Origin of the sequence: Dyella flava, assembly GCF_016904955.1 — a bacterium.
Taxonomy (GTDB): Bacteria; Pseudomonadota; Gammaproteobacteria; order Xanthomonadales; family Rhodanobacteraceae; genus Dyella_B; species Dyella_B flava.
Genome location: NZ_JADIKE010000032.1, coordinates 11132 through 31780, shown reverse-complemented (window position 1 = coordinate 31780; position 20649 = coordinate 11132). Strand labels below are relative to the sequence as shown.

Sequence of the window (20649 nt, the reverse complement as noted above, 5' to 3'; positions counted from 1 at the left end):
TCGCAGGGAGGAGTAAGGTGGGGAACGAAAAACGCTCCATTCCAAGGCCCTATCCCCAGCCCGGCGGACCCGGTATGAACAGCATCGCGACCGGCGATTTTCCGTATATCCACGGATTTTCCGCGGACGAGCAATCGCGACTGATCCGTCAGGCGCGCATGTTCGAATCCACTCTGTTCAGTCATATCGATTACGGCGGTGCCACCCGTTTGCTGGAGGTGGGCTGTGGCGTGGGTGCGCAGACTGAAATCCTGCTGCGCCGTTTTCCGGAATTGCATGTCACCGGCGTCGATCGTTCACCCGCGCAACTGGCCGCTGCCGAGCGCAATCTGAGCGCGACTGCCTGGTGTGACTCACGCTACGCCCTGCGTCAGGCCGATGCGGCGGACCTGCCATTTCCCGAACGCAGCTTCGACGCCGCCTATCTGTGCTGGGTGCTGGAACACATGCCAAGCCCTGCGCGCGTGCTGAGCGAAGTGCGCCGGGTGCTCAGCCCCGGCGCGACGGTGTACGTCACCGAAGTGCTGAACTCCTCGTTCTTCCTCGACCCCTACGCGCCCAATCTGCTGCGCTATTGGATGGCGTTCAACGATCACCAATATGACAACGGCGGCGATCCTTTCATCGGCGCCAAGCTCGGCAACCTGCTGTTGGCCGGCGGTTATCGCGATGTGCAGACGGAAGTAAAAAACGTGCACCTGGACAACCGCCAACCAGGCCGCCGCAAGCAGATGATCGAGTTCTGGGAGGAGGTGCTGCTCTCCGCCGCCGAACAGCTGATCGCGACCGGCAAGACGGATGTGCCCACGGTTGAAGGCATGCGCGGCGAGCTGCAGGCGGTGCGCAACGATCCCAACGCGGTGTTCTTTTTTGCCTTCGTGCAGGCGCGGGCGACGGTTTACTGAATCGCGCCACCCCACTCTCAACCCCACTCCGTCGTTCCGGCGAAAGCCGGGACCCAGCAGCTCAAAAGACACCAGGCCCCGGCCTTCGCCGGGGCGACGGGGAATGCGCGATCGCCGGATTGACCCCGGCTGTCCGTGCGGCTATCGTTCGTCCGCCGAGGTTTTCATCTCTTTATTCGAATAGAGAGATGAAATTAAAAGGGAAGCCGGTTGGAATCCGGCGCTGCCCCGCAGCGGTGTGTGGAAACGACCTTCGCCATAGGCACTGGGTGCGAATCCGGGAAGCGGCGAACAGTAGGTGGCGTACTGCCAGGTCCACGAGCCCGAAGACCTGCCCTGGCCGGAGTGTTCCGTTCGCAGCGGCGCACTTTGTACGACCTGGATCTCCGCGGGGAGACCGGCGCCGCGTCCACCGACGCGGCGTCAGCCTGCCCGCGGTTCATCCAGCTCGCCCGCGGGGGCGAAGGTCGACGGTGCGCACAACGGACCTGATCCCAAGGGCACGCCTGCCTTCGTTCCTCTTTGCCTGCTATCGCAATGAGGAATACACATGACACACACAACTTATCTGGGCTTTCCACGTATCGGCCGCCGCCGCGAGCTGAAACGTGCGCTGGAAAATTACTGGCGTGATGGCGACGCCGCGCCGCTGCTCGATACAGCAAAGGAACTACGGCAACGCCATTGGCAACTCGCTCATGCAGCGGGTATCCAGATCGTCGCCGTCAACGACTTTTCCCTGTACGACCATGTACTCGATACGGCGGTTCTGTTCGATGCCGTGCCCGATCGGTATCGCGCGTTGCTGCATAGCGATCCGCTTGCCGGGTACTTTGCGATGGCGCGCGGCAATCGCGAACTGCACGCGCTGGAGATGACCAAGTGGTTCGATACCAACTACCACTACATCGTGCCCGAGCTGCACGCCGGCCAACGCTTCCAGCTCAACGCCAACAAACCGCTGGCGGAATGGCTTGAAGCGCATGCGTTGGGATTGCACGCCCGGCCGGTGGTACTGGGCCCCGTTTCCTTCCTGCTGCTGTCAAAAACGATCGATGGCAGCGATGCCTTGCATCTGCTCGACGCATTGATTCCCGCGTACGCCGAACTACTGGAGCAATTGGCCCAGGCCGGCGTCACCTGGATCCAACTGGACGAGCCCTGCCTGGTTCAGGACCTGGACGCCGCCACCCAGCAGGCTTATGTTGCCGCCTACGGCGCGCTGGCCAACGACATATCACCCAAGCGGCTGCTGGCCACTTACTTCGGTGGCCTTGGCGAAAACCTTGCACTCGCCGCGAGCCTGCCGGTAGATGGCCTGCACGTGGATCTGGTGCGCGCACCGGAACAACTCGACACGGTGTTGTCCACGCTGCCGCCACATCGTGTGCTCAGCGCGGGCGTCATCGACGGGCGCAATATCTGGCGCAGTCATCCCGAGCAGGTGCTGCCGTTGCTGGACAAGATCACTGCGTCGCGCAGTACGGATCATTTGTGGCTCGCTCCATCCTGCTCGCTACTGCACGCCCCCATCGACGCCTCGCAAGAAACTTCATTACCGGCTCATCTGCGCAGCTGGCTGGCCTTCGCCCAGCAGAAGCTGGAAGAGCTGAGCCTGTATGCCCACACGCTGGATGGCAATGCTCAGGCCAAGCACGCGCTGAGCGAACAAGCCGCGTTGCTGGCCGCGCGCAAACAGACGCCTGGCGTCCATAAATCCGATGTCCGCGCCCGTGTAAATGCCTTGAGCCCCCAAGCCACGCAGCGCCGTTCCAGCCTCGCGCACCGCCGCCGCGTGCAAACCGATGCGCTGTCGCTACCGCCCCTGCCGACCACCACGATTGGATCCTTCCCGCAGACCGAAACGCTTCGCCACGCGCGTGCGGAACATCGTGCCGGACGCGTCGATGACGGAGCCTATGAAGGCGTTTTACGTGAGGAAATAGAACGCGTGATCCGCTTCCAGGAAAGCATCGGACTCGACGTACTGGTGCATGGCGAGCCCGAGCGCAATGACATGGTGGAATATTTCGGTGAGCAACTGGATGGCTTCGCCTTTACCCGCCACGGCTGGGTGCAAAGCTACGGTTCGCGCTGCGTAAAACCACCGATTATCTGGGGCGACGTAGCGCGGCCACAGCCGATGACGGTGCGCTGGTCGCGCTATGCACAATCGCTGACCGACAAACCGGTCAAGGGCATGCTGACCGGCCCCGTGACGGTGCTGCAGTGGTCGTTCGTGCGCGACGATCTCCCGCGCGACCAGGTCTGCCTGCAATTGGCGCTGGCGTTGCGCGACGAAGTGCATGATCTCGAAAATGGGGGTATCGGCGTGATCCAGATCGACGAACCGGCATTGCGCGAGGGCCTGCCCATCCGCCACGCCGAGCACGCAGCCTACCTCGACTGGGCGGTGCGCTGCTTCCGCATTGCCGCTGGCGGCACCAGCGATGCCACGCAGATCCACACGCATATGTGCTACAGCGAATTCAACGACATCATTGAAGCCGTCGCCGCGCTCGATGCCGATGTGATCTCGATTGAAAGCAGCCGTTCACGCATGGAGCTGCTGCACGCCTTCGAGGATTTCCGCTATCCGGGCAGCATTGGGCCCGGCGTGTACGACATCCATTCGCCACGCGTGCCGTCGCAAGCCGAGATGGTTGATTTGCTCGAGCGTGCGCTGACCGTGCTGGAGCCCGGCCAGCTCTGGGTCAATCCCGATTGCGGACTCAAGACACGTGGCTGGAAGGAAACCGAACCCGCCCTGCTGGCCATGGTGGAAGCCGCAAAGCAGTTGCGCCAATCCCTCGCGTAACGGACCGCATCGGTGCCGATGACGGCTACCGAGGCCAGCTGCTGGACGCCCGGCCACCGCTGGTTTCAGCCGCCCCCTTGCCCCGGCTGAATCCGGCCTCACTGTCATGTGGATCTGCCAGACTTGGCGATGAAAAACGGGGCGGCTGCGTGTATGATGCGCAGTCCCCCTCTTCTATCTCTTTATCCGTAAAGAAGGATATAAGCCACGATGAGTAACTACCTCTTCACCTCCGAATCGGTCTCCGAAGGCCATCCGGACAAGGTCGCCGACCAGATTTCCGACGCCGTCCTCGACGCGATCATTGCGCAGGATCCGCGCGCGCGCGTGGCTTGCGAAACCATGGTGAAGACCGGCGTGGCGATTGTCGCCGGCGAAATCACCACCAGTGCCTGGATCGACCTGGAAGCGCTGACCCGCAAGGTCATCGTGGACATCGGTTACGACTCGTCGGACGTCGGCTTTGACGGCGAGACCTGCGGCGTGCTGAACCTGATCGGCAAGCAGTCCCCGGACATCAACCAGGGCGTGGACCGCAAGAAGCCGGAAGAACAGGGCGCTGGCGACCAGGGCCTGATGTTCGGCTACGCCACCAACGAAACCAAGGATTTCATGCCGGCGGCGATCTACTACTCGCACCGTCTGGTGGAGCAGCAGGCCAAGGTCCGCAAGAAGAAGAATTCCCCGCTGCCGTGGCTGCGTCCGGACGCCAAGAGCCAGGTCACCCTGCGCTATGAAGACGGCGTCGCGACCGCCATCGACGCGGTGGTGCTGTCCACCCAGCACGATCCGGATGTGAAGCAGAAGGATCTGGTCGAGGCCGTGCGCGAGCACATCCTCAAGCCCGTGCTGCCGGCCAAGCTGCTGCACAAGAACACCAAGTTCCACATCAACCCGACCGGCAAGTTCGTGATCGGCGGCCCGGTGGGCGACTGCGGCCTGACCGGCCGCAAGATCATCGTCGACACCTACGGCGGCTGGGCCCGTCACGGTGGTGGCGCGTTCTCGGGCAAGGATCCGTCCAAGGTGGACCGTTCGGCCGCCTACGCCGCCCGCTATGTCGCCAAAAACATCGTGGCCGCCGGCATTGCCGACCGCTGCGAAGTGCAGGTGAGCTACGCCATCGGCGTGGCCGAGCCGACCTCGATCTCGGTGACCACCTTCGGCACCGGCAAGCTCAGCGACGACAAGATCGAGAAGCTGATCCGCAAACACTTCGACCTGCGCCCGTACGGCATCATCAAGATGCTGGACCTGATCCATCCGATGTACCAGCAGACCGCCAGCTATGGTCACTTTGGCCGCACCCCGTACGAAGTGAAGGGTCCGGACGGCAAGACCTACACCGCGTTCTCCTGGGAGAAAACCGACAAGGCCGACGCGCTGCGCGCCGACGCCAAGCTGTAAGCGCCAACCGCTTACCGGCACAAACAAAAACCCCGCGGTGAACCCGCGGGGTTTTTGTTTGCCAAGATCGCTTTACTGACTAAAGTCCAAGGCGTCCGTGGCGGAACGCCTCGCTACATCGGGTTATTCCTTGTCGTCCTTCGAGGCCGCCAGCATCACCGGCTTCTTGGTCGTCTTGCGATTGCGATGGGCCAGACGGGTCGTACCGGTGCCATGCTTGGCCTTGGTCGACTTGGCGACTTGCGGAGGACAGGTCTTGCCGCGACGGGGCTTGCACACCGGCGCATGTGCCTCGGTGCATGCTTTACCGCTGCAGCGGCGATGCGTGACCGGAGCGTCCTCGGCATCAGCCGTCTCGATCGGCGACAGCGCCGCCAGCACTCGATGCGCCGATCCACCCATGCCGGCCTGGGCGACCAGCGCCTCGGGCGTGGGGCGATGGTCAAAGCCGTCATCGAGCAGGCGCGCCATCAGGTTGTCGCGGGCGCCAGCCGTACGGCCGCCCATCACCACGGCAAACAGACGGTGCCCGTCGCGAACAGCCGTTGAAGCGAGGTTGAAGCCGGAGGCATCCGTAAAGCCGGTCTTCAAGCCATCCATGCCCGGATAGCGGTCCATCAGATTGTTGTGACCACGAACCAGGCGACCGCGGAATACAAATTCCTTGGTGGAGAAGTAATGCGAGTACTGCGGGAAGTCGTGGTACAGCGCCATGGCCAGCTTGGCCATGTCCCGCGCCGTGGTGAGGTTCTGCGGGTCCGGCAAGCCGTTGGCGTTATCGAAATGGCTGGACGACATGCCGAGCAGCGCGGCCTGGGCATTCATCATGTCGGCGAATTGCTTCTCGGTGCCGCCCAGACTCTCGGCGACCACGGTGGCGGCATCGTTCGCCGACTTGGTCACCATGCCGAGAATGCAATCGTTGACCGAGATGGTCTGACCGGCGCGCAGATCGAGCTTGGTCGGTGCGCGGGAGGCGGCCCAGGTCGACACCGGCAGCTCCTGGTCGATCTTCAGCTTGCCGCTTTGCAGGGCTTTGAACGTGAGGTACAGGGTCATCATCTTGGCCAGCGAGGCCGGGTAGTTCTGCTCGTCGGCGTTGACCGCGCTGAGCACCTCACCGGTGGCCGGATCAATGACGATAGCGGCATAGCCCGCATGGGCCACACCGACAAAGCCGCCCAGGCCAAGCACGAACACCGCCGCAAACAGGCTCCATAACCGGCCCAGCAACGGCCGTGGCTGCGTGCGCTTGACGATGTTCACCACGGCCTCCTCACTTCCCAAACCGCGGTCTACCCCCGCGTCGCGCAACCTTAATGCATAGCCATCGCAATTTCCAGAGGAAATACTTTAATCAGCCATGCTAAGTGCATGTTTTTGTAAATTTTAACTTCTTCATGGGGCGCAAGATCTTGTTACGTCCCCGTGACGACGATCTGAACAGTTTATCGTCAATCCGGTCCCCGTCTTTAGACCAGTTCGCGATTCGCGGCTTTCGGCACCCCAGCCGCTAGAATGACGGGATGTCCCTGATCCAACTTCAGCGCGTCGACTTCAGCATCGGCGGCCCCCTCCTGCTCGAACATGTCGACCTCTCGATCGAGGCGAACGAGCGCGTGTGCATCGTCGGTCGCAACGGCGAAGGCAAATCCACCCTGATGAAACTGATCGCCGGCGAACTGCATGCCGACGATGGTGAAGTACGGGTACAAGGCGGCGTGGTCGTCGCCCGCATGGCACAGGAAGTACCGCAGGCCACCTCGGGCAGTGTTTTCGATGTGGTCGCCGACGGACTCGGCGATCTCGGCCATCTGCTCGCGCGCTATCACCATCTGCTCGCGGAAGGTGATCTTGAGGCATTGGGCGATGTGCAAGACCAGATCGAGGCACAACATGGCTGGGATCTGGATCGGCGCGTCAGCGACGTGTTGACCAAGCTGGAACTTCCCGCGGATACGGATTTCGCTGCATTGTCCGGCGGCATGAAGCGCCGCGTATTGCTCGCACAGGCACTCGTACGCAAACCCGATGTGCTGTTGCTGGATGAGCCCACCAACCATCTGGATATCGAAGCGATTGGCTGGCTGGAAGGTTTCCTGAAGCAGTTCGAAGGCAGCATCGTTTTCGTCACGCATGACCGCAGTTTTCTGCGTGCACTGGCGACACGTATCGTCGAGATCGACCGCGGCCAGCTCACCAGCTGGCCTGGCGATTACGACAACTACCTGCGCCGGCGCGAAGAGCGCCTGCACGCCGAAGCACAGGCCAATGCCTTGTTCGACAAGAAGCTGGCGCAGGAAGAAGTATGGATACGCCAAGGCATCAAGGCACGCCGTACCCGCAATGAAGGTCGCGTCCGCGCGCTGAAGGCACTGCGCCGCGAACGCGCGGAACGCCGTGAGTTGAGCGGTTCGGCCAAGATGTCACTGGCGAATGCGCAAGCGTCGGGCAAGAAGGTGATCGAGCTGCAACAGGTGCACCAGGCCTACGATGGCCGTGTACTCATGGATGCGCTGAACACCACCATCATGCGTGGCGATCGTGTCGGCATCATTGGCCCCAACGGTGCAGGCAAGAGCACCCTGCTCAAGATCCTGCTCGGCGACCTCAAGCCGCAGCGTGGTGAAGTCACCTTGGGCACGGGCCTGCAGATTGCCTATTTCGATCAACATCGCGCCCAGCTCAACGATGCATTGAACGCGCTGGACAACGTTGCCGAAGGCCGCGAATACATCGAGCTCAATGGTCAGCGCAAGCACATCATCGGTTATCTGCAGGATTTCCTGTTCTCGCCCGAACGGGCACGCGCACCGATCACGCGCCTGTCCGGTGGCGAGCGCAACCGCCTGCTACTGGCCAAGCTGTTCGCGCAACCGTCCAATCTGCTGGTGATGGACGAACCCACCAACGACCTTGATGTCGAGACGCTTGAACTGCTGGAAGAACTGTTGACCGAATACAAAGGCACGTTGTTGCTGGTATCGCACGATCGCGAATTTCTCGACAACGTAGTGTCAAGTACGCTGGTACTGGAAGGTGACGGCACGGTAGGCGAATACGTTGGCGGCTATAGCGACTGGCTACGACAGAAGGCCGCCGGGCGCCGTCCAGGCGAGAACACACTCGCCGCAACCGCGCCCGCCCAAAAGGTCGAAGCACCAGCTCCCGCCGCAGACAGCGACAAGCCAAAGCGCAAACTCAGCTACAAGGATGCACGCGAGCTGGAGCAACTGCCGGCACGCATTGAACAACTGGAAGCTGATGTCGCCGCACGCGCCGATGCCATGAACGATCCATCGTTCTATCAGCAGGACAACGCGGCCATCCAGCGCGCGAATGAAGCCCTGGCCAAGGTACAGGCCGACCTCGACACGGCCTATGCGCGCTGGGCCGAACTGGAAGGCTAAGCGCGACGCCGCCTGCTCTGCGCAGAACGGCGCCTTGCTCACCTATTCGCGGCGTCGCGAATCACCAAAACACCAATCCATCCGTTGCGGCCCAAAGGCGGCTACTCATACACCGCCGGGTCACGGGTATAACGACAAGGCCGCTGCCTCGTGATGGTCTTGGGGCTGCCTTGCCGGCGATACCAGGCCCATGCGTTCTTGCTATTGATATCGCTACCACGATCCGGGCAAACACCGTCGAAAATATCTTCGCGGTAAAGCTGGTGCACCACGCGCGCACGACGACACCGCCACACCCGATACACCGCCCAGCACATCTCCACGCCCACAAAAGCCCTGTACGGCCAGATGAAGTAAGGAACCTCGCTCATGGGACCATCCGGCCAATACAGCGGGATACTCAACAACACCCCAAGCGCGATGATCAGCCAATCCGCCGCAGGGGCGCCAGCCCAGACCCGGCCTAATAGAAGCCCCTGGCGATGATTCTTTGCCATGCTAGTCGCCTCTTGCATACATCCTCTCCTTATCAACGGGTTTCATCCAATCTCACGACAGGGATGCCAGCCACGCGGATGCGCGGCTCGCTTCGATCAACGTGTCATTCATAGAACCGCGCGTGGAACTGGCGCGTGATATGGCGCCGCGAGCACCAAGAGCCGATCGTATTCAAAACAATCAGCAGCGCGGCGACGATCATGGCAACCACTAAGAATGTATCCCCGTCTTCCCACGGTGCCATGCCCGTGTAGACGAGAACCATCAGGGCGAGAAGCAACACACTCACACTTATAAAAAACGAGTAGGAAAAAATGGGAACATGGACCTCTTTCGGCCAAACCATCGGGCCGGGCGATATCCCCACCAGATTGAGCGCGACACCTGCCCGATAGGGTGAAGCGACAAGCTGGGCACCCTGTCCGTGTTGCACCATCTGACCGGCCATCGCTTGCAATAACCATGCGTTCGCCGGCCCGGGATGGCCTAATGCACGATCCACATCCTGTGAGGCAACATTCAAGGCCGCCTCCCTGACTGCAAACGTCGTGGCATTGCGCACCCGCCGATCCAGCCGGCTAAACCAGACATGCCGAATTTTTCCAGGCGGGATCTGCTCCGAGCCCAGTAACTTGGCAAGCGCATCGTTGACCGTATCCGATTCCGCCACGATGGGGCGAAAGACGCAGGCTTGCGGCTTCAGCGTCAGCCGGGCGTGTGCCACAGCGCTGGGGCTGCTCAGCAGCAAGGCCACCGCCACTTCGGAGCAAGGCCGTTCGCTTTCGTCCGCCTGCAGTTGGCAGGCGATCACCAGCCGGCACCCGGGCATCTTCTCCGCAAACCAGCGCTCGGCCAACGGCGACTCTGCATTAGGGGCCAGCCATGTCACCGTGAGCTGATCCGGCAACGCTAGGCGCTTCCAGGCATTTCGTAAATCCGCGCAGCAGTCATCGTCGCCGACCTGCAAAACGACCTGGGGCTTTTCCAGCCTCGCCAGGATTCGGATGCTCGTTTCCAACGGCTTGAGCAACTGTTCGAAAAGACTGTCCAGCCGAGAGCTGGCTCGCGTAGCTTCCGTCTGCTGCAATAACAATGTCTTGTCGGGATTTGTCGGCGGCGAACCCTCCAGACCCAGCATACGCTCGGCGAGCGGATCCTCCGGTGTCAAGGTGACGCTATCCATCAAGAGTAAATGCGATCGCGCCCAATGGCGCCAATGTGCTGCGCGCCATTGGCGCAGCACGTTCCACCAGCCGGATTTGTTTGTCGCCTCCTCGCAGTGGGTGAAGGAGCCAGCCCCAAGCGCCACCCATATCAGAAACGGCAATAGCAGCACACTGATCCAGAATCGGCCCGTCACCGTTGATTGTCCCGCAGGCCAGTTGAAGACGGTCAAGCCGATAGCCGCGAGTTCGAGCAGGACATACAGCACCACAAAGAACCACACAGACGGGCCTTCGAGATCATCCTCATCGAAAAATTCCGGCCTGTCCGGCGGCTCCGGCATATCCCATTGCATCCTCATCGGATCGTAACCCCCGCATCGCCCGGCAACACGACGGCGCCGCAACGCGAGCGGCAACCGCTGACGACCAGCGAGCGACCCTCATCGCTGAAACCATCGCCCGACTCGACGATGGGGTTGTCGCCGTGGATCGGACATGACACCAGATCGTCCAGCACCGCGGCCTTGCGGCTGTGAAACACATACGACGACGATGCCGTGATGATCTTGCCACCGTGGCTGGTGGGGTCGCCTAGGCAAGCAGGTACTTTCATGGTGTTTTCCCAGGAAGATTGGACGGCCGAATCGACTCGTCGCAGGTGAAGTGATCCTGACCGGATGGGGTTTTCAATCCCGCCAAAAAATCCGGCTTCTCCGAAGCCCAAAAGCCGGAATCGTGCAACCCTGGCGGGTAAGGCTTCGAAAGATCGATGCCGTCAACAAGCGGACATCTATCTACTGACGCGTCATATTGGAACTGATGAGCGACATAGATGCTGTCCTGTGTTACGGCAATTGTGTAACTCGCCGAGTCCCTGGTGGGGACAAAGCTGTGCGTCATGTATTCCAGCCAATGAAAGGTCCGGCCGCTATCGGTTGAGTAGGCCATCGACGCGGAGCAACCCCGGTCACCACAAGGCCAGGCTCGACCGTTGGAATGGCCACATTCACGCCGGACGAATCGGCGTTAATGATATGCCCGCGAAAATAGGTAGGGTCACTTTGCAGCAGCTTGTTATGGATGCTTTTTTGCGTATCGTTGTAATACACATCGCCGTAACACTGGTCGTAGTTCTCCAGCGAGAGGAAGCGGCGATCATCGATCCGATACACCACTTGTGCAGGTACGTTCCAGTACGGGCGGGGAGCCGCTACTGCATCGTCAGCGGATGACGACGATGTTTGCGTGCAGCCACCGATCATGGTGGTGAATAGCCCTGCTATGGGCACAACCCGAATGAGGATGGAATCACCTAAGCAGGCGGGCTTTTTCATGGCATTTTCTGCGGCCAATTGGAGGGTTCAATCGATTCATCGCAGATGAAACGATCCTGGCCCGAGGGTGTTCGCAGGCCATCCAGGAAATGCGGTCTTTTTGACTCCGCGAAACCGCTGCCATGCACACCGGGCGGATACGGCTTGGTAAGATCAATCCCGGGCAAGAGCGGATATTCCCCTACTGACGGATCGTGTATACCCCACAGCTTCTTGACGTAGAAGCGATCTTTCGTCACGGCAATCGTGTAGTCCTCCGAGTCCCTTGGAGGGTTGGTACTTCTTTCAATGTAGTACATCCATGTAAATGTCTGGCCGCCGTCGGTGGAATAGATGGCGGGCACCGCGCACGTGTGGTCGTCGCACGGCCCGGGATCTGCGGTGGGAATGACGATATTCATGCCGCTCGGATCATCGATGATCAGATGACCACGATAGTTCGTAGGTCTATCCTCAAATAAATGGGTGTGAAGATGCTTCTGCGTGTCGTTGTAGAAGACATCGCCGTAACACTTTCGATAATCTTCCAGCGATACAAAACGATGACCATCGATCCGATAGATCACCTGCGGCGGCACATCCCAGCGCACACCGGGAACGCGCAAGGTATTATTGTCGTAATATTTAGGTTCCTCGGGTGAGCAGCCGCCGATCATCGCCATAAGCAGCCATGCGCCCAGGATGATCCGTAGTGAATAACCTGTCATTGCAGACCCCGGCCATATGTCTGTCGAGACAGCTCTGCCGCCTCTTGCTTTTCCTCAGCTTCCTCAACCGTTTCGGGGTCGATCTCTAGCGGAATGGCGGGTACATCGAGCTGGCAGGCGGTAAAGTACGTATCCTGACAGTAGGTATTCAAGCCACGTCCTTGCTGGGTCCAGTCGGCGGATACCATGAGTTCCCGCCAAAAGTCGAACGACTCGTAGCTGTCGCAAAAGCCGATCGGCACATCGTAGGCCACCACCTGACGCATGAACTTGGCATGCTTGGGGAGCGTGCTGTGGTTGGTGGGCCACGGCTGGTAGCTTTCGAGTCGCTTGTGCAACTCGTCTACCGTTTCCATGCGAGTAGTGCGCCCGGCAAAAGGAGACATGCGGTTATCCCACACCCACCGCGGCTGATAGACCGACGCGAAATAGGGGAAGCTCGGTTCGTAATACTTACCCGTCTTATCCCTGCCCCCCCATAAATATTGCGAGCTGCGCGATTGGTCGAAATACATCACTACATCCTTGGGGGTGCCATCTGCTTGCCTAAACTGGCGAATTTCCACTGGCTGCGACATAAAGTGTGCCGTGATAGGCTCCGGCACCTTTTCCGCGTTGATGGTCACGATCTGGTTGACATTAGGCACGGTCCATAGATCACTCCCCATCGTGGCATCGTTACCGTTCCAGAAATCCGTGGCTTTAACCGAAGGCGCGGGATCGGGGATCGGCGGCAGCGTGCCGAACTTCCGCACCCCGGGTTCGTCACCGCATGGGGTGCCGCGCGCGAGCATGCGCTGCTTGACGTTATCGCCCAATTGCGCCAGCACGTTGTCGTCAACGCCTTGCCAGCCGATGCTTTGCAGCGGGCTGGTGCCCATGACGCGGTCATGCGGGTTGAAGTAGACGTAGAGCCGGCCATGGTTGTCGCGCTCCGGCACCCCGTTTTTCAACATGGTGTTGGGCTGCCATAGATGCCTGTCTTGCGTTGCGCCGCATTGCAACTGCTTGAGTTCGTTCTCGGTGAACACTTTCTGGTCTTGCTTGAGGCGCGCCGCGACAGCCTTGAGCGTGTTCACGCGGGCCGCCGTGGTCTGCCTCTGGTCGCCGCAGGTCACCTTGTCGATGAGCCGGTCCTTCATGGCATAGGGCGAATTCATCACGATCACGGCATCCGGCGCACGCCTGGTACACAGGAGCGTCGCCGCCATCGCAATCATGGTGCCCTGGCTGTGGGACATGATGGTCACAGTGTCGCGCGGGTTTTCCTCGCGAATCCGGTCGACCAGCTTCGCCAATCGATGCGCCGCGTGCGCGTAATACTGCCGGGACGGTGCATTCTCAAGATCGCGATCCCATAGGTCGTTGAGCGACTGGATGTCGAAGAAACCGAATACGCGCTGCTTCATGCCCTCCTTGCTCCACAACTGCAACAGGTTGTTGGTGCCGTTCTGGAACGGACCGCCGCCCCAATACCAGGGACCCGCGTGTTCTGCACGCTGGGGGTTCCAGCAGTCGGCTCCTTCTTCGTTGCGCAACGGGATGCTCCAGTTCTTTTCCTGGCCATCCGGCGCCCGGTAACCCCAATAAAAGCGGATGACCGGCGATCGACCTTCTACTTTAGGGTCTGTCTGGCGGGCGACGGTTTGCTCTGCGTTCGAATCACTCGTGAGATACCCATTCGGCGTTAGATCAGTCCGATTCAACCGATCATTCAAACCATCACACAACGCCTGCTCGGCATCGTCATACCACTCCCCCTCCGAGTTAACCCCGTGCACAAAGATGATGATGCCCGGCAGATGCGGTGGCAGTTGCACCTCGGCGCGCACTTTGTAGCTGTTGGGTGTCTGGTAAGACGTCCAATAGGGATTGCCGTGCACATCCCTTTGCGCCGGCACCACGCGCGTGGGTTCGTCGTGCCGGTGGCGGGGCGGCACGGTACCCGCATCGTCGGCAGGGGTATCGGCGGCGTTGCCGGTGCCGCGAGTGTCATTGGTATCGCCGTGGTCGCTCATGTCATGCCTCCTTGCGCTTGGGCAACGTCAGGGTGAGTCCCTGCGCCACATCGCTCTTGCTCAGCGAGGTTTCGCCCTTGTCGTTGGTCTCCCCTTCCACGATCTGCCCGTTGTGCAACTGGATGCGATAAGGGCGCTGGGCGAGCGGGTGGCCGGTCAACTGGTCGCTGAGAATGAATTTTTCGTCATGATGGCTATCGATCTGCGGGAATCTCGGTTGCGGCAGGGTCATCGCGGCGGGGCCGGATTTCTGCACTTCGACCAGCTTGAGGATGAGGTTGCCGTTGCCGCCCAGCTCGATGTCGTCGCCGTGCACCTTGATGTAGGCACTGCCGCCGCCCTGAATCACCACGCCGTTGGCGGCGTTGGCGGTGAGCGTGCCGTTGGCGCTGGTCAGCTGCATGTTCTGGTCGGCGATCAGTTCCATCGCATCGGACTGCGCCTGTATCTGCACCTTGCCGCGTGCGGCAAGAAGCTTGATGCCCAGCTTGTGCGCGAACAGCGATAGCGTATCGGCCGCGGCCACCGCGATGCTTTTCATCGCACTCAGGTTGAAGCCGCCGCGCGTGGAGAGGTTCATGTCCTTGCCGGCCGCCACGGACACGCGATCAGGTGTGACGGCGGCTATCCCGTGGGGTGCGGACAGGGCGATGACGGCCTGGTTCAGATGCCCGACACTGTCTTTCAGCCATTGGTTTTCGGCTTTGAGGTCGGCGACTTCCGCGTGGGCAAGCCGGGCGGCATCGGCCAGATTCTGGACCAGCGCCAGCGTCATCGCCATCTGGTCGAGCGCGGCGGTCATGTCGGTGTGCTTGCCGCTGGCGCGCTCCTGCTTGTCGGCCGATACCAGCACGCCACCGCCCGCGCGCACAGCGCCTTGTGCGTCGGTACGCAATTCCAGGCCGCTGCCGCGATGCTGGCGCTTGCTGTCGACCAGATAGCCGAGGTTTAGCTGGCTTTTACCCGAGTGATCGGTGGAAAGCTTGACGCCCTCCTGCCCTTCCCAGTCTTCCATGCGCAGCTTGTTGTTGCTTTGGGTACGGATGACATTGCGCGAGAGCCAACGGTTCTGAGAGTTGATCGGGTCGGGGTGCTGGCTGTTGTGATGGAATCCGGCGATGTAGGGCGCGTTTGGATTGCCGTTATGAAATTCAATGATGGCCTCGTCGCCGTCCAGCGCGGGCATGTGAAAGCCGGTTTGCCACTTGCCGGCAAACGGCTTGGCCAGTCGCAGCGGCACGCATTCGCCGCCGGGGTTCCATTCGGCGAAGTCCAGCATCAAGCGCACCACGTAATGGCCTTCCTTGGTCAGGTAGGCGTATTTGTACTGGCCGGGTGAGGTGACCCAGGCGGTCAGGCTGCCGGCGATCTTGGGCCACTGGTCTTCACGCAACGGCAGGCGGAAACGGCGGTCGGACGGAATGGCCTTGTAGGTGTTGCGATAGTCGCGATCGCGCGCACCGCTGTGCACGACTTCGACCATCAGCTGTCCGTACGGCGCATCCGGCAGCGCCAGATCCATGCGCAGCACCCTCGCGGGCTGCAGGGTCGGATCGGTGCTTTCACCGGCGTACTGGATTTGCCAGGCAATGGCCGCCTCATGCCGCAGCTGCGCTTCCCAGGTGGCTTGCGCCTGATCCCCATGACCGGTGCCGTAGACGTAGGACTGGCCGTAGGTCGTGGTGTCCTGGCGCGCGACATTGGCCTCGGCCTTGGAACGCACCGGTGCGGTGTCAGGATTGTAGTCGGCGACCAGGAAGGATTGCGGCACGGTACGCGTATGCATTTGCAGTGACAGCACGGCCACGTCGCCGGTGGACAGCCCCGAGTTCTCGCGGTACGGCACGATGATGCCGGGCTTGACCAGGTAGTGATCGATGTCATCGGCAAAAACCAGCTCATCGCCGTGTTCGCCCGCCACGGTGTAGCCGTAAAGGCCTTCCTGCTCCATCAGCACGCGGATATACGACCAGTCGTCGATCTGGTACTGCAGGCGAAACCGATGCCGCGGATACTCGCGGCGCAGCTTGAAGACGAACTGATACGCCTTGAAACCGTGGTGGCGCAGGATCGCCTCGATGATCTCCGGCGCGGTTTTCTGCCGGAACACGCGGCTGTTGCGGGTAAGCCGCAGGCGTGCGACGTGCGGCTCGATCACAAACCGGTAGTGGTGCCCGTCCTTGGTTTTTTTGATGTTGCTGAACTGGGTGAGGCAGCCGCTGAACACACGTGGCTCGCCATCGCGTGGCTGCATGCTGAAGGTAGCGTCTTTGCCAAGATAGTTGGCGCGTTCCAGCTCGACCGGATGGGTGACTTCAACGGTGATGCAATAGGGCTCGCCCATCCGCTCGACCGCTTCGAAAGACACGACGGAAGATGCGTCGTTCCTGGCCTTGCCCATGACTTTGACGAAGTAACACTGCTTTCCGGTGACAAGCCGGTCCGGAATTGACGTCGTACTGGCGGCGCTATCGGCCATGCTCACGCTCTCCCTCGTGGTTGCCGGATGGCCGAGGTGCGTCAACGCCGCATACTGGCCATTCTTGGCCGCCAATTCATCCACAATGACGCCGCGATATTCATCGGCCCTCTCACAAAAAGAGCCGTTTCAGAAGAGGCCTACACAAAATAGCGAAGAGCCCTACTCAACGGTGCCGAGTGGAAAGCGTCATGGCGGTGGCCGAACCGAAGAGCCTTTGCTACCGCCCAGCCTGTGGCGCGCACTTTCGCGCTAACAACGCTCGATCTGCTTACCGAGGCCAAGCGAACGAATGCGCCCGCGTTGAATGCATCCGTCTATCGCGTTGCAATTCCATGAGCGCTCGGTAAGCCGCGCAGCCGCCTGGCACGCGGCGGCACAAGAAACGCCATCAAAGGACAGTTCGCGAACAGCGAACATTCAATGCGCGCGCTCCGCACTTTCGACATGCGCATGCATCAGGCGATCCGTCCAGGCGATGCCGATCGCCGAAAGAATAAACACCACGTGGATGATGGTCTGCCACATCACGCCGGTCGGCGTCAGCGTGGCGCATTTGAGCATGGCGCCGCTGCCATCATTCTGGGCTATGGTCGCCAGCATATCCGGCGAACAGAACGGCAAGCCTTGCAATGCACCGGCCGCGATAAATGTCTTGAGCAGATGAATGGAAGAGATGCCGATGATCGCCATCGCCAGCTTCACCTTCAACACTGACGCATTCACATGCGACAGCCATTCCGGCTGATCCGGATGATTCTCCAGCCCGAGCCTCGATACGAAGGTTTCGTAGCCACCCACGATCACCATGATCAGCAAGTTGGAGATCATCACCACATCGATCAGGCCAAGCACGATCAGCATGATCTCCTGCTCGCCCAGCGTCGGCGCTTCATGGATCAGATGCCACAGCTCTTTGGCGAACAGGTACACGTAAACGCATTGCGCCACGATCAAGCCGACGTATAGCGGCAATTGCAACCAGCGCGAGCCGAAGATCAGGATCGGCAGCGGGCCGAGACGGGGTGGCTGGGGCTGGTCCATGGTCGCTGATTCCTTTGCTATTTCCCGCAGCCTAGCGGCTCCGCCAGAATCCAGGCAAGCCGCCGCCCCCGGATTTCAGCCTGTATTCTGCAAACCTTGTGCCACGCCGTTGACGCACGCCACCAGCGCGCGTAGCAGTTGATCGTCGCTGCGATCAGTCGCACGCCAGCGTCGCAACAAGTCCACCTGCAGCAGGCTCATGGGATCCACGTACGGATTGCGCAGCCGGATCGACAGGGACAAGCGTGGATCGTCACGCAACAGTTCCTGGCTATCTTTCAAGCGCAGCAACCAGTGCCGGGTGCGCTCGAATTCCTCGCTAACCATGCGGAAAAACGTGCCGTGCAGCGGGCCGGACAATTTCGAAAAGGCCTCGGCGATGCCGAGATCGCACTTGGCCAGCACCATCTCCACGTCGTCCAGCAGGTTGGCGAAGAACGACCAATCGCGCGCCATCTCGACCAGAACCGCTTCGCCATGTCTGGCGACGGCGTGTTCGAGTGCCGTTCCCAAACCGTACCAACCCGTAATGATGGAACGGCACTGGGTCCAGGCAAATACCCACGGGATGGCACGCAGATCTTCCACGCCACGCATGCTGCGCCGGCGTGACGGGCGTGAGCCCAGCGCCATTTGCTCAATCACATCGATGGGTGTGGCAGTACGAAAATAATCGACGAAGCCCTCACGATCGACCAGTTCGCGGTAAGCGCGGCGGCTATCCGCGGCGAGCGTGTTCATATGTTCACGCCAATCCCCTTCGCGCGGCTCATCCTCACGCGGGCGCAGACTGGAGCGCAACACGGCGCTCACCGTCTGCTCGAGATTACGCAGCGCCAAGGCACGAATACCGTATTTGCGATGGATGACTTCGCCCTGCTCGGTTACACGCAGCACACCAGCGACCGATCCGCGCGGTGATGACATCAACGCCGGCAGAATGCGCGCGCCACCACGGCTGGCCGACCCACCACGGCCATGGAAAAAGGCCAGACGAATGCCGGCTTGCTGCGCCACGTCAAGCAATTCAACCTGTGCTCGCTGCAAACCCCAGCGCGAGGCGAGCGTGCCGCCATCCTTGCCGCTATCCGAATAGCCCAGCATGACCCACTGGCGATCATCGCGCGCACGCAGATGAGCGCGATATACCGGATCGTCCAGCAAGGCGCGCAGCGTGTCGGGCGCATTCTTGAGATCATCGACCGTTTCGAACAGCGGCGCGATATCCAGTGGAACAGAGCCGCCGCCCTTGCCATCCATAGCGACAAAACCGCCGTGCCTGGCCAGCGCCAGCACCGCCAATACGTCAGCAGCAGAACGCGCCATGCTGATGATGTACAGGCCAATGGCGTCCTTGCCATAGCGCGCATGGGATTCCTGCAGCGTTGCAAATACCGCGCGCAAGGACTCTGCCTGCGCATCGTCGACCCTTTGCAGGGTTTTCTCGCCACTGGCATAAGGCCGCAGTGTGACAACGCGCTCGGCAGGTTGGCGTTGTGTCCAGGTTTCGTCGTGGAGCAAAGCGCCCAACGCGTCGTCATGCACGCGCGAATCCTGTCGTACATCCAGTCGCGCCAGATGAAAACCAAAGGTACGCACACGCCAAATCAGGCGACGCACGGCGTAAGCACCGGCATTAAGGCCCCGATGATCGATCAGGCCGTGCACGATCAACAGCAAGTCGTCGAGCAATTCGTCGGCGGATGCATAACCTTCGGCATGCCCCTCTTCCAGCGTGGCGTCCAGGCGCGCGCTCATCAAGGCCAGCAGACAGCGATAGGGCATATCGGTGTGACGCGGGCGAATCGTCGCGGCAGCACGCGGAAATTGTTCGCGGTACAGCTCAAGGCGTTGCAACAAGGCCGGGTCGAAGTCGATGCGATCGTCGGTCTGACTCAACAGGCGCGCGAGCCCTTCAACATCGGCGATGTAATGCTCAAGCACATTCGCGCGTTGCGTCGCCAGGCTGCTGGCAATGGTCTCGGCACCTACATTGGGATTGCCGTCCATATCGCCACCGACCCACGTGGCGAAACTGAGCAAGCGTGGTAGCGGTACCGCTACGCCGTAGACGGCCTGCAGGGCATCGGCCAGCGCTTCATAAAGCGCCGGCACGATGCGATAGATCGGATTGGCCAGATAGAAACCGACGTGATGATGCTCGTCCTGCACACTGGGACGGATGGGCGACGCTTCGGCCGTCTGCCAACCGGCGGACAGGGCCATGAAGATGCGGTCGTCGTCTTCCTTGCGTTCCTGTGGTGTGCGCGTGGGATCAAAGTTGTCGACCAGCGCGCGCACGATGGCCTGTTCCTTTTCGAGCAGGGAGCGGCGCATCGCTTCGGTGGGATGGGCTGTGAATACCGGCTCCACCTTGAGCTTGTACAGCCACTGAAGCAGTTCGTCGGCGCTCACACCCTGCTCTTTCAGGCGCTGCAGCGCATCGAGCAGCGATTCCGGCTGCGGCTTGTCGCCTTCGCGCTGGTAATCGCGCCGGCGGCGGATGCGATGCACGCGCTCGGCGGTGTTCACCGCCTGGAAGTAGGTGGCGAAGGCGCGGGCCAGCGCTTCTGCCGCCTCGGCATCCAGTCCAGCGAGTGAATCGGCCAGATCATCTACTGCCTGCCCCTCGCGGCGGCGGCGGATAGAGGCTGTGCGCACCTGCTCGACGCGCTGATAGAAGCCATCGCCCCCCTGCTCGGCCAGCATGCGGCCCACCATGGCGCCAAGGCGGTGTACGTCCTCGCGCAGCGGGCCGTCGTGGGGCAGGAATTCAGGGTCGCGACTGGCTTCCATGGGGCCTCCATTTGATGAGCTTCGTAGACTAACCAATTTATAAGGTTTCGCCCTTTCCAAGTCGTCA

The 20649-nt window shown here is 60.9% G+C and carries 15 protein-coding genes and 1 riboswitch; of the genes, 4 read left to right on the top strand and 11 right to left on the bottom strand.

The annotated features are described in order from the left end of the window. The first annotated feature begins 74 nt into the window (after positions 1-74). The 3 genes from ISP19_RS07535 to metK all read left to right on the top strand — a co-directional run bounded on the left by ISP19_RS07535 (position 75) and on the right by metK (position 5130). Positions 75-905, top strand: a complete 831-nt coding sequence (locus tag ISP19_RS07535; RefSeq protein ID WP_204680756.1) for a class I SAM-dependent methyltransferase — start codon at positions 75-77, stop codon at positions 903-905. Between the two features lie 141 nt (positions 906-1046). Then, positions 1047-1258: riboswitch (cobalamin riboswitch) on the top strand. 197 nt (positions 1259-1455) lie between these two features. Then, positions 1456-3723, top strand: a complete 2268-nt coding sequence (metE, locus tag ISP19_RS07530; protein ID WP_204680755.1) for a 5-methyltetrahydropteroyltriglutamate--homocysteine S-methyltransferase — start codon at positions 1456-1458, stop codon at positions 3721-3723. Between the two features lie 210 nt (positions 3724-3933). After that, positions 3934-5130 (top strand): methionine adenosyltransferase, encoded by a 1197-nt coding sequence (metK, locus tag ISP19_RS07525; protein WP_204680754.1) that lies wholly within the window; start codon positions 3934-3936, stop codon positions 5128-5130. A gap of 123 nt (positions 5131-5253) precedes the next feature. Here metK and ISP19_RS07520 read toward each other — a convergent pair whose 3' ends face one another. Continuing rightward, positions 5254-6396 (bottom strand): D-alanyl-D-alanine carboxypeptidase family protein, encoded by a 1143-nt coding sequence (locus ISP19_RS07520; RefSeq protein WP_284384898.1) that lies wholly within the window; start codon positions 6394-6396, stop codon positions 5254-5256. A gap of 260 nt (positions 6397-6656) precedes the next feature. On the opposite strand from ISP19_RS07520, the gene ISP19_RS07515 reads away from it, so the two are divergent. Continuing rightward, entirely contained in the window at positions 6657-8540 is a 1884-nt protein-coding gene (locus ISP19_RS07515) for an ATP-binding cassette domain-containing protein (protein WP_204680753.1), read from the top strand. A 101-nt stretch (positions 8541-8641) separates the two neighbouring features. Here the strand turns inward: ISP19_RS07515 and ISP19_RS07510 are convergent, their stop codons facing one another. The 10 genes from ISP19_RS07510 to ppc all read right to left on the bottom strand — a co-directional run bounded on the left by ISP19_RS07510 (position 8642) and on the right by ppc (position 20582). Further along, positions 8642-9037, bottom strand: a complete 396-nt coding sequence (locus ISP19_RS07510; RefSeq protein WP_204680752.1) for a hypothetical protein — start codon at positions 9035-9037, stop codon at positions 8642-8644. 104 nt (positions 9038-9141) lie between these two features. Next, a complete protein-coding gene (locus ISP19_RS07505; protein WP_204680751.1) occupies positions 9142-10545 on the bottom strand; it encodes a hypothetical protein in 1404 nt (467 codons plus the stop codon). 14 nt (positions 10546-10559) lie between these two features. Next, positions 10560-10817, bottom strand: a complete 258-nt coding sequence (locus ISP19_RS07500) for a PAAR domain-containing protein (protein WP_204680750.1) — start codon at positions 10815-10817, stop codon at positions 10560-10562. Further along, positions 10814-11152: a T6SS immunity protein Tli3 family protein gene (locus ISP19_RS21625; RefSeq protein ID WP_425489215.1), complete on the bottom strand. Its 339-nt coding sequence runs from the start codon at positions 11150-11152 to the stop codon at positions 10814-10816. Before ISP19_RS21625 ends, ISP19_RS07500 begins: the two co-directional genes overlap by 4 nt. Further along, positions 11101-11538, bottom strand: coding sequence for a T6SS immunity protein Tli3 family protein (locus tag ISP19_RS07495; protein WP_204680749.1), 438 nt, complete (start codon positions 11536-11538; stop codon positions 11101-11103). The genes ISP19_RS21625 and ISP19_RS07495 overlap by 52 nt, the downstream gene beginning before the upstream one ends. Then, on the bottom strand, positions 11535-12245 hold the full coding sequence (locus ISP19_RS07490; RefSeq protein WP_204680748.1) for a T6SS immunity protein Tli3 family protein: 711 nt from the start codon (positions 12243-12245) through the stop codon (positions 11535-11537). Before ISP19_RS07490 ends, ISP19_RS07495 begins: the two co-directional genes overlap by 4 nt. Continuing rightward, complete coding sequence (locus ISP19_RS07485; protein WP_204680747.1) at positions 12242-14263, bottom strand: T6SS effector phospholipase Tle3 domain-containing protein; 2022 nt, start codon at positions 14261-14263, stop codon at positions 12242-12244. Before ISP19_RS07485 ends, ISP19_RS07490 begins: the two co-directional genes overlap by 4 nt. 1 nt (position 14264) lies before the next feature. After that, positions 14265-16742, bottom strand: coding sequence for a type VI secretion system Vgr family protein (locus ISP19_RS07480; RefSeq protein WP_204680746.1), 2478 nt, complete (start codon positions 16740-16742; stop codon positions 14265-14267). Positions 16743-17162: 420 nt separating this feature from the next. Further along, positions 17163-17786, bottom strand: a complete 624-nt coding sequence (locus ISP19_RS07475; RefSeq protein ID WP_204680745.1) for a TIGR00645 family protein — start codon at positions 17784-17786, stop codon at positions 17163-17165. Positions 17787-17861: 75 nt separating this feature from the next. After that, the gene (gene ppc, locus ISP19_RS07470; RefSeq protein WP_204680744.1) at positions 17862-20582 is read right to left on the bottom strand and encodes a phosphoenolpyruvate carboxylase; all 2721 of its coding nucleotides are present in this window, start codon (positions 20580-20582) and stop codon (positions 17862-17864) included. Between the last annotated feature and the right edge of the window lie 67 nt (positions 20583-20649).

Bases quoted from the DNA above. Each gene is read 5' to 3' on its own strand.
- ISP19_RS07495 (WP_204680749.1), bottom strand. From the start codon at position 11,538: ATGAAAAAGCCCGCCTGCTTAGGTGATTCCATCCTCATTCGGGTTGTG.
- metE (WP_204680755.1), top strand. From the start codon at position 1,456: ATGACACACACAACTTATCTGGGCTTTCCACGTATCGGCCGCCGCCGC.
- ISP19_RS07515 (WP_204680753.1), top strand. From the start codon at position 6,657: ATGTCCCTGATCCAACTTCAGCGCGTCGACTTCAGCATCGGCGGCCCC.
- ISP19_RS07480 (WP_204680746.1), bottom strand. From the start codon at position 16,742: ATGGCCGATAGCGCCGCCAGTACGACGTCAATTCCGGACCGGCTTGTC.
- ISP19_RS21625 (WP_425489215.1), bottom strand. From the start codon at position 11,152: ATGGCCTACTCAACCGATAGCGGCCGGACCTTTCATTGGCTGGAATAC.
- ISP19_RS07505 (WP_204680751.1), bottom strand. From the start codon at position 10,545: ATGCCGGAGCCGCCGGACAGGCCGGAATTTTTCGATGAGGATGATCTC.
- metK (WP_204680754.1), top strand. From the start codon at position 3,934: ATGAGTAACTACCTCTTCACCTCCGAATCGGTCTCCGAAGGCCATCCG.
- ISP19_RS07475 (WP_204680745.1), bottom strand. From the start codon at position 17,786: ATGGACCAGCCCCAGCCACCCCGTCTCGGCCCGCTGCCGATCCTGATC.
- ISP19_RS07510 (WP_204680752.1), bottom strand. From the start codon at position 9,037: ATGGCAAAGAATCATCGCCAGGGGCTTCTATTAGGCCGGGTCTGGGCT.
- ISP19_RS07500 (WP_204680750.1), bottom strand. From the start codon at position 10,817: ATGAAAGTACCTGCTTGCCTAGGCGACCCCACCAGCCACGGTGGCAAG.
- ISP19_RS07535 (WP_204680756.1), top strand. From the start codon at position 75: ATGAACAGCATCGCGACCGGCGATTTTCCGTATATCCACGGATTTTCC.
- ppc (WP_204680744.1), bottom strand. From the start codon at position 20,582: ATGGAAGCCAGTCGCGACCCTGAATTCCTGCCCCACGACGGCCCGCTG.
- ISP19_RS07485 (WP_204680747.1), bottom strand. From the start codon at position 14,263: ATGAGCGACCACGGCGATACCAATGACACTCGCGGCACCGGCAACGCC.
- ISP19_RS07490 (WP_204680748.1), bottom strand. From the start codon at position 12,245: ATGACAGGTTATTCACTACGGATCATCCTGGGCGCATGGCTGCTTATG.